The organism is Kitasatospora sp. NPDC058170 (assembly GCF_042883905.1).
Lineage (GTDB): Bacteria > Actinomycetota > Actinomycetes > Streptomycetales > Streptomycetaceae > Kitasatospora.
In genome coordinates, this window is record NZ_JBHVUV010000044.1 from 21,495 (window position 1) to 34,405 (window position 12,911).

9 protein-coding genes are annotated in these 12,911 nt (G+C 71.8%); 6 read left to right on the plus strand and 3 right to left on the minus strand.

Translation table 11 applies throughout. The annotated features are described in order from the left end of the window. The first annotated feature begins 13 nt into the window (after nt 1–13). Together ACFVVX_RS34600 and ACFVVX_RS34605 are read left to right on the plus strand one after the other, a co-directional pair. Nucleotides 14–703 (plus strand): helix-turn-helix domain containing protein, encoded by a 690-nt coding sequence (locus ACFVVX_RS34600; protein ID WP_387951642.1) that lies wholly within the window; start codon nt 14–16, stop codon nt 701–703. Between the two features lie 96 nt (nt 704–799). After that, nucleotides 800–3,139: a Helicase associated domain protein gene (locus tag ACFVVX_RS34605; protein ID WP_387951644.1), complete on the plus strand. Its 2,340-nt coding sequence runs from the start codon at nt 800–802 to the stop codon at nt 3,137–3,139. A gap of 313 nt (nt 3,140–3,452) precedes the next feature. Here the strand turns inward: ACFVVX_RS34605 and ACFVVX_RS34610 are convergent, their stop codons facing one another. Continuing rightward, nucleotides 3,453–4,829 carry a hypothetical protein gene (locus tag ACFVVX_RS34610; RefSeq protein WP_387951646.1) on the minus strand — a complete coding sequence of 459 codons (1,377 nt, stop codon included), beginning with the start codon at nt 4,827–4,829 and terminating at the stop codon, nt 3,453–3,455. A 208-nt stretch (nt 4,830–5,037) separates the two neighbouring features. On the opposite strand from ACFVVX_RS34610, the gene ACFVVX_RS34615 reads away from it, so the two are divergent. Together ACFVVX_RS34615 and ACFVVX_RS34620 are read left to right on the plus strand one after the other, a co-directional pair. Further along, the gene (locus tag ACFVVX_RS34615; RefSeq protein WP_387951648.1) at nt 5,038–5,247 is read left to right on the plus strand and encodes a hypothetical protein; all 210 of its coding nucleotides are present in this window, start codon (nt 5,038–5,040) and stop codon (nt 5,245–5,247) included. 918 nt (nt 5,248–6,165) lie between these two features. Then, on the plus strand, nt 6,166–6,873 hold the full coding sequence (locus tag ACFVVX_RS34620) for a chaplin (RefSeq protein WP_387951650.1): 708 nt from the start codon (nt 6,166–6,168) through the stop codon (nt 6,871–6,873). Nucleotides 6,874–7,010: 137 nt separating this feature from the next. Here the strand turns inward: ACFVVX_RS34620 and ACFVVX_RS34625 are convergent, their stop codons facing one another. Further along, nucleotides 7,011–9,773, minus strand: a complete 2,763-nt coding sequence (locus tag ACFVVX_RS34625) for a tetratricopeptide repeat protein (protein WP_387951651.1) — start codon at nt 9,771–9,773, stop codon at nt 7,011–7,013. Then, entirely contained in the window at nt 9,770–10,234 is a 465-nt protein-coding gene (locus tag ACFVVX_RS34630) for a hypothetical protein (protein ID WP_387951653.1), read from the minus strand. The genes ACFVVX_RS34625 and ACFVVX_RS34630 overlap by 4 nt, the downstream gene beginning before the upstream one ends. 406 nt (nt 10,235–10,640) lie before the next feature. On the opposite strand from ACFVVX_RS34630, the gene ACFVVX_RS34635 reads away from it, so the two are divergent. Both ACFVVX_RS34635 and ACFVVX_RS34640 read left to right on the plus strand, forming a co-directional pair. Next, nucleotides 10,641–11,162: a DUF6584 family protein gene (locus ACFVVX_RS34635; protein ID WP_387951654.1), complete on the plus strand. Its 522-nt coding sequence runs from the start codon at nt 10,641–10,643 to the stop codon at nt 11,160–11,162. A 1,343-nt stretch (nt 11,163–12,505) separates the two neighbouring features. Further along, entirely contained in the window at nt 12,506–12,889 is a 384-nt protein-coding gene (locus ACFVVX_RS34640; protein WP_387951656.1) for a hypothetical protein, read from the plus strand. The last annotated feature ends 22 nt before the right edge of the window (nt 12,890–12,911 follow it).

The following is a 12,911-nucleotide window of genomic DNA, read 5'->3' on the forward strand; positions in this document are numbered from 1 at the left end:
CGAAGCCGCCCGATTGACCCAGGAACTCATCGACCAGGGCTACACCAAGCGCCAGGTCGCCCGGATGCTCGGCCGCGACGCGAGCCTGGTCTCCCAGTTCTTCACCAAGGGCAAGGGCGCCAGCATGGTGGACGCACTGCGCCAGATGGTGCGGGCGGTGCGCGGCGGCGAGCGCGACGAGGAGGCGCTGTCCGGGATCGCGGAGGCGAATACCAAGCGGCGCACCACCAGGACCGGGCAGAAGGCGAGGGTGCGGGGCAAGGACGTGATCGGCACCCCGGGCGGCAGCATGGCCGGCCGCGCCGGCAAGCAGGCCATCAGGACCGGCGCCGCGCACCTGGCCGGCGTCATCCACGCCGCCGCGCAGGCGGACGGCCGCATCGCCCTGACCGTGCGCATGCTCTCGCGCTACTTCACCCTGGCGGCCGGCTCCCGGCAGGACTCGCCCGGCATCCGGCGCGGCGTCGTGCCCCGTGCGGACGGCACCGAGGAACGCACCTACGGCTCCGCCGCCACCGGCGGCTTCCCCGCCGCCGAGTGGTCCCGCAGGGTCGCCGCCTCGCACGGCGACGTCGTCCACGCCGTGAGGACCTGGCTGCTGGAGACCGGCCGCGCCACCGAGGACGCCGAGATCGTCTACCTCGAGATCCGCACCTGGACCCCCACCGGCCACCAGACCTCCGAAGTCCTCATCAACGGCTAAGCGTCCCCGCCCGGCCGGGCCCGTCCCGCCAGCAAACCCCACCTCCGCCCGCACCGCCCTGCGCACCATCCGGACGACGAAGGAGACACCCGCGCCGTGGAGACCACGACCACCACCGTCATCGAGGACATCCCGGCCGCGCTGCCCGGCCAGGCCGAGCCGCCCGCCGTGGTCGTGAATCCGCTGCCGTTGCACTGGTTCCAGAAGGACGCGGTCGCGACCGCGGTGCGCGAGGTGAAGGACGGCGGCCGCGCCACGGTGGTCGCGGCCACGGGCTCGGGCAAGACCCTCATCGCGGCCGGCTGCGCGCGACGCCTGGCCGCGAAGGGCCGGGTGCTGGTGCTGGTGCCGACGATCGAGCTGCTGGAGCAGACCGCCGAAGCCTGGTCGCTGCGGGGCGGCCGTCGCGGCCTGGCGGTGGCGGCGTGTTCGCGGGAGGAGGCGCTGGAGAGCGCGGAGGCCGGCGGCCGCGTCCACGCCCAGGTGACCACACAGGCCGCCCGGATCACCGACCTGGTCGCCGCCGAGAAGCCGGGCGAGCCGGTCACCGTGTACGCCACCTACGCCTCCCTGGAGCGCATCGTCCAGGCCCACCGCGACTTCGGCCTCCCGGCCTGGGACCTGGTCGTGATCGACGAGGCGCACCGCACCGCCGGTGCCGAGGGAAAGGCGTGGGCCGCGGTCCACGACGACGCCCAGGTCCCCACCAAGCGCCGCCTGTACTTCACCGCCACCCCGAGGATCGCGGACGACCGGCGCGCGAAGGACGGCCTGGCCGACCTCACCGACGCCGACAGCGAGGCGGAGAAGCTGCCCGCGCTCTGCTCCATGACGGACACCCGGATCTACGGCAAGACCTGTTTCACCTGGACCCTCGGACAGGGCATCGAGCACGGCTACCTCGCCGACTACCGCGTCCTGGTCCCCGTCGTCACCGACGAGGACCTGCGCGAACTGCTCAACCTCCCCGCCGTCGCCGACCTGCGCTCCCAGCGCTCCAACGAGGAACTGCTGCGCCTGGCCCTCCAGATCGCCGTGCTGCGCGCGATCGCCGACCTCGGCCTGCGCCGCGTCATCACCTTCCACTCCCGGGTCAGCGCGGCACGGGAGTTCGCGAACACCCTGCTGGACGCCTCCCAGCTGCTGCCCGACGCGGAGCGCCCGGAACGGATCTGGGGGAAGGCGGTGGCCGGCACCGACCGCCTCAAGGACCGCCGCGCCGCGTTCACCGACTTCAAGGCCCACACCGGCGACGACGGCGAGGAATGCGGAATCCTCTGCAACAGCCGCCTCCTGACAGAAGGAATCGACGTCGCCGCCGTGGACGCCATCTGCTTCGCCGACCCCAAGAGCTCAGTCATCGACATCGTCCAAGCCGTCGGCCGCGCGCTGCGCCAGACCTACCGCGAGGGCAAGGTCAGCTGGGTCATCATCCCGGTCTACCTGCCGACGCCGGAGACCGGCGACGACACCGCGGCCGCCGACCCGGCCGAGGTCCACGACGCCGGCGAGGCCGTGAAGGCCGAGGCCGACGCCGAGATCGAGGCCTCCAGCTTCCGCACCATCTGGCGGGTCCTGCGCGCCCTCGCCGCGCACGACGCCCGGGTGGTCGGCCGGATCACCGAACTGCGTGCCAGCCGCTCCCAGGGCACCGCGCACACCACCACGGCCAAGCCCGCCGAGAACGCGGCCCCCGAGGCCGGGGAGGCCGAGCAGCGGCCGGCCCCGGTCGAGTCGCCGATCGAGTGGCTGAAGATCAACGCTCGGCAGCACGCCGCGCAGATCCTCCAGACCGTCAAGCTGCGCGCGTTCAACCCGCGCGCGGTCGAGTGGCAGCGCATGCACGCCGTCGCGGCCAGGTTCCACATCGAGCACGGCCACCTCGACCCCACCGACAAGACCAAGCACGCCGAGCTGGCCTCCTGGCTCGCTCGGCAGCGCCACCTTTACGGCCAGGGCCTGCTCGACCCCGCCCGCGTCAGCGAGTTGGACGCGCTCGGCATGATCTGGTCGAAGAGCGCCAACGCCTGGGAACGCGGGGCCGCCTACGCCGCCGCGTTCCACCACCAGCACGGCCACCTCGCGGTCCCCGCCACCGCCAAGCTCGACGACTACGCGGTCGGCGCGTGGATGCGCCGCCAGCGCAAGGCCGACAACCTCACCCCCGACCAGGTGGCCAAGCTCGACGCGCTGGACGAGCTGTGGCACCTGGAACCGGACTGGAACCGCTCCTACCGCCGCCTGCTCGCCTACCTCGCCGCCGGCGGCACCCTGACCGGCCCCGCAAACCGCACCGGCCTCGGCGACGACCCGGTGTTCCGCCCCGGCACCTGGCTGCGCAAGCAGGGCAGGGCCCGCACCGAAGGGAAGCTGACCGACCACCAGAGCGCGCTCCTGGACGCGCTCACCCGGCACACCGAGACCGTCACCGGCTGACCCGCCCCGCAAGACCACGCCGTCCCGGCCCACCCCGGGCCGGGACGGACCGCCCGTACTCGTTCCCGGCTTCCGGAGAAACGGCGCGATGACCGACACCACTCGCCCCGACCCCGCCGCCACGCCCGACGTGCTGGAGCCGTGATGAGGCTCGCTGAGGATTGCAGAGCCTCATCAGCCGGCCTCATGCAGCAGCCGGCCCGCGCCCGCGGACCGGGACTTGGGTCGCTCGACGCACGACTCGCCGCTGGTGCGCGGCGCGACGTGGCTGTGCCGGCTTTGACGTGCTCGGACGGGCACGTCACGGGTGCTGTCACCCGCGGCCGGGGGCGCCGTGCGGCGTGGGCCGTTCGGCGAGTCGGTCCAGGAGTTCCCGCACGTCCGGGTGGCCGGCGTGGGGGGTCAGGTAGCGCCGGAACCGGTTGGCGAGTCCGGGGAGGAAGCCACCGGTGCGGTCGATGGCGCGGCGGATAGTGGCCGCGGCTTCGTCGATCCGTCCGGCGTCCAGCTGGGCCTCGATGGCCGGGCACAGCTGGACGGGGTCATAGGGGCTCGGGGGCCGATCCGGGGACGCCTCGTCGCCGAGCAGCCCGCTGAAGCAGGAGAGTGCGCGGGCGGGCTGCCCCAGGCGCAGCCAGGTGTGGCCGCGGGAGAAGTCGAGGTATTCCTCGTTGATGTTGCCGTTGGTGGGATCGGCTTCCGGGTCCCACCGCGGCGAGGCTGCGGCGAGGGCGTGTTCGGCCTGGTCCAGGGCGCGCAGGCCGGCGGTGGGTTCGGCGAGCCGGGCGGAGACGACGGACTGGCGGGCGTGCAGCTTGACGGCCAGGCGGGGCGTGGGGCGGGGGACGATGGCGCGGGCGGCCTGGAGCAGGGAGAGCGCGTCGCGGGGGTCGCCGCGGCGCAGGTGCCGGTAGCAGAGCTGGGTGAGGTAGGCGACGGTGTGGCGTGGTGCCCCGGCGGCGGAGGCGGCCCGGATCGCCGAAAGGTTGTAGCGCTCGGTCCACGCTTCGTCTCCCGCCACGTGACTGGTCCAGGTGCACAGGGCGGAGGTGCGGGCGGAGAGCAGGAGCAGCCGGGTGCCGGTGGCGCGGTCGTATCCGAAGCCGGTCAGCAGATCGTTGATCAGCCGGTGCTCGGTGCGGGCGGCGAGGTAGAGGGCGTGCTGGGGGACGGGGCTGCCGGTTTCGAGTCGTTCGAGGGCGAGGATGCGGTGCTCGGCCCAGGCGAGCGTTTCGGGTGTGATGCGGGGGCCGTCGCGTTCGGGCGGGCGGGCTTTGCCGTCGAGGGCCGCGACGGCGCCGCGGATCTGGGCGGTGAGGGAGGGCCCGGTGGCGATCAGCGCGGAGCCGGGGTTTCCCGCCGCGGCCGCGGTGAGCCGGGAGACGGCGACGGCGCCCTGTGGGGACCACGGCTGGTGGAGGAGGTCGTGGTCGCCGGTGGCGGCCATGAGCCATTGCGGCCAGCCCAGGTGCAGCACGACACTCTCGTCCACCTGGTGGATGCGGGCGATGGCGAGCTGGGCGGTGAACTCCGGGGCGATCCGCCCGGATTCCCAGCGGGACACCTTCTCCCGCCGCGCGGCCATCTGTCCGTGCCCGAGTTCCGCGTGCGTTCGGGCGATCAGCCGGGCGTACGCGGCCTGCGAGAGGCCGGTCGAGACTCTGAGCGCGACCAGGGGGTGCGTTGCCATGTCGATGTGTCTGGGACGCCCGCCGGATTCTGTCGGCGGGCTGTGGAGATTCGGTCGAACCGTCAACCAAAATCGAATTCATCGTAACAGGTCAACTGCGGAGCGTCAAAGGCCGGGGGCATCGCCCAGGCACCCCGTTCCGCCTTGCTTTCCCGGGCCCGCCCGATTTCTAATTCAATATGGAATAGTCCGCCACGAAGGATATGGAATGTCGATTGGACCGGGACTCGCCGGAATGCCTGTGGATGAATGGAAGATCCGTACGGAGAAGGGCAAGGAATACGCCTTCGACACCGAACAGGAGGCTCGTGAGGCGCTCCCTGAATACGGACCGGGCAGCACTCTCTGGAAGCGGAAGGCCTACCGCGGAATCGCCGGGATCAGCATGTCCCCGCGCGGCTGGATCCGAGTTGACTGACCATGCTGGACAACGCCTCGCCCCGGATGCGGTGGAATTTGGTGGTGCTTCCCGGAAGGTGTTTCGCCTTCCGTCCCGGCAGCCCTCGTCGTCCCGCTGGCCCGGCCTGACCGGGGACGATCTGGAGCTGCGCCGGGCCAAGGAGGACCTGGTGCGCCCGGACGTCCTGGCCCGCGTCTCCCCGCAAACTCTGGCCTCTGCGGCCCGGGCCGTAAATGCGCCCGCGACCGTGGCCGCGCCGAAACCCGGAGAAACGGCCCGAGCCGCAAATGCCGCCCCCGCGCCCGGCCCCGGCGTGCCCCCGACTACGGCCCGGGCCGAAATCCTCCCCGGCGCCGCCGTGCCCGCCCCGGCCGCCACGGCCGAGCAGCGGGCGGAGGCCTTCGAGGCGCTGCGCCGCGCCGCGTGCACGATTCCGACGGTGCGGTTCGGCGACCCCGACCGCGCTCCGCGCTCGACGACGGCCTGGTCCACCTCACCTGGCCCGACCACCCGGGCGTCCAGGAGCTCCGCAAGGTGGCAGCCCGGTCGGCTGGATCGAGGAGTGTGACGTCCAGCGCGGCACCTGGACCGCCCTGATCGACAGCAGCCTCGTCTCCGACGCCGCCAGCGGCGAGCCCCTGCGCTGCCCCGACGCCGAAGGCGCCCTCGCCCTGCTGCGCCGGGCCCCGGGCGAGCACCTCACCCGCTGGTGGACCGGGCCGACCGACGCGGCCGCGCGTCGGCCCACGCGCGCCGGCCGCAGTGTGCTGACCGGTGGAAATGATCACGACTCGACCGGAGGACGGCGTTCGCGTGCGCGGGTCGGGCCGAGGGGCGCTACATTCGCGGTGCGAGTGCATTTAGTCACTGACTGGTTACATGTCGTGTCGGGCGCGTCGCCCGAGACCTCGCCCTTTCCGGTGGACGGAGATCAAGATGACCGAGCACGTGCGGGTCCGGAACTCGGCCGGGAGGGCCCTGCGGCGCCGTGTCCGTGTGGGTGTCGCCGGGTTCGTCGTGGCGGCGTTGCCGCTCGCGGCCCTCGCCCCGGCCAGCGCGGCCGATCAGGACCCGGAGGCCTCGACCGTCAGCGCGCTCACCGGCGCCCAGGAGAGCGGCGTCGCCGACGACCTGAGGGCCATGGGGCTGGAGGTCCGCACGGCCAAGGGCCTGATCCTCGCCTGGGGCCAGGCCGTGACCGTCAACCAGGCCGAAGCCAGGTTCGCCGACAAGAACCCCACGGCGATGTTCACCGGACCGGACCAGACCGGTGACGGATACCTCCTCATCCGGGGCACCAGCATCGCCCCGTGGATCGGATTCACCGCGGGCTCCGGGGTCGCCATCCAGTCGGTCAGCAACGAGTCCGACGGAGAGACCGTCGTCTACGACCAGGCCACCGGCCATCTGAACGTCGACGAGGACCACCACACCGCGGAGAACCTTCCCGCGCCCCACGCCACGGCCGACGCCTCACGCAGAGCGGGCACCACCCACGGCGCCGTCACCTTCTCCCACTCCCCGACGCCCTTCGGCCAGCAGCTTCAGATCCCCATCAACATCGAGGCCGGTGTCTGCGGCAACACGATCGCCATCATCTCCATTCTGAATCCCGCCATCGGCAACTCCTGCATCAACGCCTGAACGCCCGGACCTGCCGCCGCTCGACAGCCCGAGCCTCCGCCGACCGGCGATCACCCGAATGAGACTCCCGTTCGATCGACACGTCCCACGATCGGTACGACAACGGCTTCTTGGCGTCGTGCCGGTGCGGGCGGGTCTCAGGCCGTGCGGGCCTCGGCGAGGTAGCCGGCCAGGGCGCGGGTGCTCCAGTGGTCGGTGCCGAAGGTGGCGGTGAGGCCGGTGAGCGCCGACTCGTAGAGCGGGACGGCCCGGTCGAGGTCGCCGGCCAGCTGGTACAGCCGGGCCAGACTTCCGCTGCTGATCAGAGTGTCGGGGTGGCCGGCACCCAGTCGGCGGGTGCGCTGCTCCAGGACGGTGGTGAACAGTTCCTCGGAGCGGTCGAACGCGCCTGTGTCCCGCAGGGCCGTGGCCAGGTTGTGACGGTAGGTCATGGCCGCGGTGCCCTCCGGCCCGGAGAGTTCCTCCTGGGCGGCGAGGGCCTCCTCCAGCAGCGGCACGGCGCCGGGTGCGTCACCGGCCCGCATGAGGCAGGTCGCGTAGCCGGAGAGGGTGGACAGGGTGTCGGGGTGCCGGCTGCCCAGGACCTCCCGGTGCTGTTGGAGGGTGGTCTCGAACAGATCGGCGGCGGTCGTGAGGTCGCCGGTCCAGTCGTAGGCGGAGGCCAGCAGCTTCCGGTTCGCCAGGGTGGCGGCGTGCAGCACGCCCAGGATCTGCTCGCGCTGGACCAGGGTCTTGCGGCAGAGCTCCAGGCCCGCCTCCGGCTCTCCCGTCTTGAGGAGCATGTAGGCGAGGTTGCCCTGGCTCAGCAAGGTGTCGGGGTGGTTCTCGCCGAGGATCCGCACGCGCTTCTCCGCGACCTCCCGGTAGATCCGGGAGGCCTCCTCCCGTTGTTCGGCGGCGTCCAGGGCGTAGCCGAGGTTGCCGAGGCACTCAAGCGTCTTCGGGTGGTCCGCCCCCACCCGGTGGACCAAGTCGGCCAGCGCCTCGCGGTAGGTGGCGATGGCCTCTGCGGACCGCCCCGCGCCCTCGTAGGCCCCGGCCAAGTTGTTCCGGATGGTGGCGGCGTTGAGCCGCAGGGGTGTCGAGTACTGCTGCTCCCAGTGGGTCAGGCCGCCGTGCTCGTGGCGGAGCAGGTCCTGGTAGATCTCGATCGCCCGGTCGAACTGGTGGCGGTTCTCGTAGGTGGTGGCCAATCTGTTCCGCAGCGTGAGCGTCCGGGGGTGATCGGGGCCGAGATGCGCGGTGCTGTCGGCCACCGCCGCGGCGAACTCGTCTTCCGCGCGCTGCAGTTGGCCGCGCACCAGCTGGATCTCCGCGAGGCTCGCCCGGATGTGCAGGGTGATGAGGTCTCCGCCGCCGAGCACCCGGGTGGCCCGTTCCACGAGCTCCTCCAGGAGTTCGGCCGCGGGCTCGAGCCGGCCCGCCGCCATGAGCGAGGTGACGACCGAGCCGCGGGCGTTCAGGGTGAACGGATGGTCGGTGCCGAAGCGGTCGTCGGTCTGCCGGGCGTAGGCCTCGAAGAGCGGGAGGGCCTGGACGGTCTGGCCGCGCTCGTGGAGGTGCAGCGCGGTGTCGGCGAAGAGCCGGGACGGCCCGAGGTGGTAGGTGCCGGGGTCGGTGGTGGAGAGTGCGGTCGCATGTGCTGCGAGCCGGGCGAGTTGGACGGTGTCGGGATCCTCCTCCGGCCCGTTGGGGTACACGGCTGCGAGCAGGATGCGCTCGGCGGCCTCCCGTCCGCGCGGTGCGGGAGACGGCCCGTCTGCGGTGGCCCGCGCGGCCGCTTCGCGGGTGGCCCGGTCGCGCAGCACCTTCTGCACCAGCCGGTGGACGGTCACCTCCTCCAGGGAGAGGGTGACCATGCTGTAGGCGCGCAGCAGACCGAGCGCCGTCTTCATTCGGACCGGACCGGCGGTGAGTTCGGCCAGCAGCTCCCGAGGGAGGCCGTCGGGGTCGAGCCAGGCCAGGGTGTGGAGCAGCTCGACGGAGAGCGGGTTGCTCTCGGCCAGCGCGGTCAGGGTCAGGGCCCAGACGCCGGCGACGGTCTGCTCGTCGCCGGCGTGGTCAAGGGCGGCCTCGTCCAGGAACTCGTGGAGGCTGCTTCGGTACTCCTCGACGCCGGTCATCGTCTGGTTCATGTAGGCGCCGGCCTGTTCCAGGGCGAGTGGCAGGTCGCCGAGTTCCCCGGCGAGCTGGCCGGCGTGCCACTCCTCCTTCGGGGAGGCGAACGGTACCCAGGAGCCGATCAGCGCCACTGAGTCGGTGCGGGGGAGGACACCGAGGCCGACGAGCCGTACCTGGGCCTGCCAGCCGGTGGCGTACCGGCTGGTGATCAGATGGTGTCCGCGCGGGAGCCTGCCCAGGAGGTCCCCCAGCAGGGCTGGTTCCTCCACGTTGTTGTGGACCAGGAGCCACCTGTCGTGCTGTTGCAGCCAGGCCCTGGCCCAGGCGGCCCGGGCGGAGAGCGACGGCTCTGTGCCCGTCCAGTGCGGGCTCAGCTGCTCGGCGATCGCGGCGAGGGCCGCGTCGGTAGCCCCGGGGACGGCGGAGTCGATCCACCAGATCAGGTCGTACGACTCACTGTGCAGGTGGGCGTACTGCAGGGCCAGCTCGGTCTTGCCGACCCCGCCCAGACCGTGCAGGACCACGGCCGGCGTGCCGGTGCTCCGGGTCAACTCGGCCCGCACCTCGGCCAGCTCGGCCGTCCGGCCGGTGAAGGTGTGTTTCCGGGCGCGCAGGGACACCACGCCACGGGCCTCGGTGTCGGCGGCGTCGCGCACCGCACTGGCGGGCAGCACCGTGGTCCGGATGGTCACCGAGCCGTGGATGCTGCCGCCGGCGGCTACCGACGCGATGCCCTCGGCGTGGACCGAGACGGAGCCGGGCGGGTGAGGGTTCGTCATTCGGCGCCGGCCGGTGCGGCGATGGGTGAGGCGGCGATGGGTGAGGCGGGCGTGGTGGTGACGTTGGTGGTCACCGAACCGTGGATGCTGCCGCCGACCGCGACCGAGCCGGTGCCACTGGCCTCCACCCTGGTGGCGCCTCGGGGTTCCCCGGCGGGCAGCAGGGCGGCCAACTCGGCCAGCAGTTCCGGATCGGAGCGCAGGGCACGCCGGATCTGGTGGCGCAGGGCGCCCATGGCGTCCTCGTCGCCCGGCCGGGTGGCATCGTCCAGGCAGGCCTCCAGCTCGGCTCGCTGCTGGGTGTCCCTGCGGCGCCAGACCGAGTTGATGATGCGCTGCCCCAGACCCGCGGTCGCGTCGGCCGCGGCCTCCTCGGCCCGGGTCAGGACCGCACCGCCGTAGGCGGCCGCTGCGGAGGTGATGGCCGGACCGGCCAGTGCCATGAACGCATCGAGTTCCATGATCCCCAACTCCCCTTGACCGCACCGGATATGGGCGATCAAGACCAAGTCTACGGAGCACCGGGACAGGGTGGCGGGAAAAGGCCCGGATCGGGTCAGGCGGGCCGCTGTTCGTGATGGCCGAAGCCATGGGCGTTGTCGATCAGGCGGAGGCCGGTGGGGGGTGAGTTCCCCAAGGGCGGTGCGGGCGATGGCGGTGCCGGGGCGGCGGCTGGTGGACGATCCGCTCCGACAAGGCGGGCGGGGACGGTTGGCGCGAGTACGAGGATGCGGTTCCGGTCATCACCACCACCTTGGAGCTGCTGGCCGAGCACGGCCCGCTCGGGCCGGTGTGGTGGCCGGGGTTCTTTGCCCGGGGTGGATTAACTGCTTTGACCTGGGGTTCTCAGTCCGCCACGATGCACCGATGTCAGTCGAGAGCACTCTCCTGAAGGTCGACGCGGACCTTCGCGCCGGCCGGATACCCGTCGCCCGCCAGCGTCTGCGGGGCCTGGCGTCCTCGTATCCGGCCGACCTCACGGTCAGGCGGCGGCTGGCCGAGGTCTACCGCCTCTACGGCGAGCCCGTCGAGGCCGGCCGCTGGGCCTACCTGGAGGAGGACCGGGACCCGGAGGAGACAGCGGCCTTCGAGGCCCGCTACCCCGATCCGCGTGTGCGGATGGGGGCGGTGCGCTGGTACGGCTCCGAGCGGCTGGTGGAGCCGGAGACCGCCCGGGCCCGGCTGGCCGGGCTGCGGGAGGCGGCCTCGGCCCACGCGGGTCGCCCGGTCTGCTGGCACACAATCGAGAAACTGGCCCCACCCGGCGACCAGGAGGCGTCCTTGGGCGACTCCGAGTGGCTGTTCCTCACCGTGTTCGCCGTCGTCGTCCTCGCGGTTCTGGGCTTCGCGGTCCTTGGCGTCGTCACGATGGTCCGTTGGCTGCTCTGACGCTGGTGCTCAGCGGTGCACGGCCGCCCCCGCTCCGCCCGCCGTGCTGCGGCTGGCCGCGTACAGCTACCTGGCCCGCCTCCTCGACCAGTGTGAAGTCCGCCGCGTCGAGGAATCCGAGGACGGCCGCTGAGCGAGTACGTCCGGCGCGCCGGTGTAGTCGGCGGCCGGCTCCTTCCCGGGCTGGGACAGGGGTGTCCCAGCTCTGTCCCACCGGTGTCTCAGCACGCTGGCTATGTCCGTTTCGCTAGGACGGTCTCAGGCCATATCCCTGGGTGAGAGCGTTTCTAGTGCCGCGTCAGGCAACCTTCGCCCCGTCGCGACGCCCGGCACGCACTCTCGCCGCACCGGCCGAAAGCCCAAGTACGTCCAGTACGAGGGCTTCCGGCCGGCACGCCGATAGCACGCACCGGACGCCGCTCCTTGACGGGCAAAAGTTGCCTGACGCGGCACTAGCTCGGGCCTGGGACGGTGTGGTGTTCAGGTGCGGTGTCAGCGGGTGACCCGTCTCATCGAAGTTTGACCCGTCTCACCGATGTTTGACCGGGGCGGGTTTGTCTCATCGAAGTTTGACCACCAGGTCCGGAGATGATGCTCGGGCCCGGTCTGCTGGGCCTAAGTGCCCTGGTGGGAGGCTAATTGGGTTGGCGGGTTTCTCGGGGGGTGTTAGGAACTGCGGGTGACAGTGTTTGTGTGTGCGGCCTGTGGTTCTGCGATCACGGGGCCGTTGACTGAGTTGGCCGAGATCCCCGCCCGTCCCATGGACCAGAGCTATCCGAAAGACGGTGGGACGCGGACGGCGTCCGCCACCGTGCCACGGGGGTGCTTCGCGGTGGAACCGGAGCCTTGGGGCGCACCGTTCGTGCCGTGCGAGGAGCCGGTGGCGATCTTCCCGGGAGGCCCGTGTGTCTGGGATCCGGACGGGGACGACTTCCTGGTGTCCGCAGGGCCGCGAGGGACGGTGGTTCTTCATCCTGGCGACGCGCCGGGCCTTGAACCGGCCCGCGCCCCGAGCTTCAACGATGTCGGCTGCTGCGGTCTGTCGGGCCAGGGCGGGATGAACCGCCGGTGCCCGTGTGGTGCCCTGGTGGGCACGGAGATCAGCGATTGCTCGACTCCGTACGAGTTGCACCTCGACCCCGGACAGGTCCATCAGCTCACTGTCTGATGGAGCCATGCGGTCAAACTTCGGTGAGACGCGTCAAACCAACTTGAGACGGGGCAGCGGGAAGCGGCTTCACGTCAGCGACTGCTGTCAGGAGGAGCCGCAGGTAGGGCGATGTAGCTGGGATTGAACGCTGACGTTGGCCCGTGCTTCCACTGACGTGCGACCGCATCGGACGGTGACTTCCCGTCCGCACTTCACAGCCCGGCACGCCGAGCAGTGGGTCCTGCTGGTCGAGCAGCGGGACCAGCTCCCGAACGCCGTCAACGAAGTACTGCGCTGGACATCCAGTGCAACCCACAGCATGCGGACCGCCACGAACGCGGTCGAGCTCGGGGCCGGCCCGCACGCCTGCGTCGGGGCCGCGCTGGCCAGGGTGCAGAGTACCGTGCTGCTCGCCGAACTCCTGGACCTGGGAGGCTGGTTCGAGCCCACCGAGAACACCCGTCCGGTGCGGTCCATCGTGGTGGGTGGGCCGGCGCACCTTCCGGTCCGCTTCACCGCATTCCCGCCTCCGCCGTCCGCTCGGACCGGCCGGGGGCGCGGAACGGCCCCGCAGTGAACAGACCGCGACACGAGAAGAC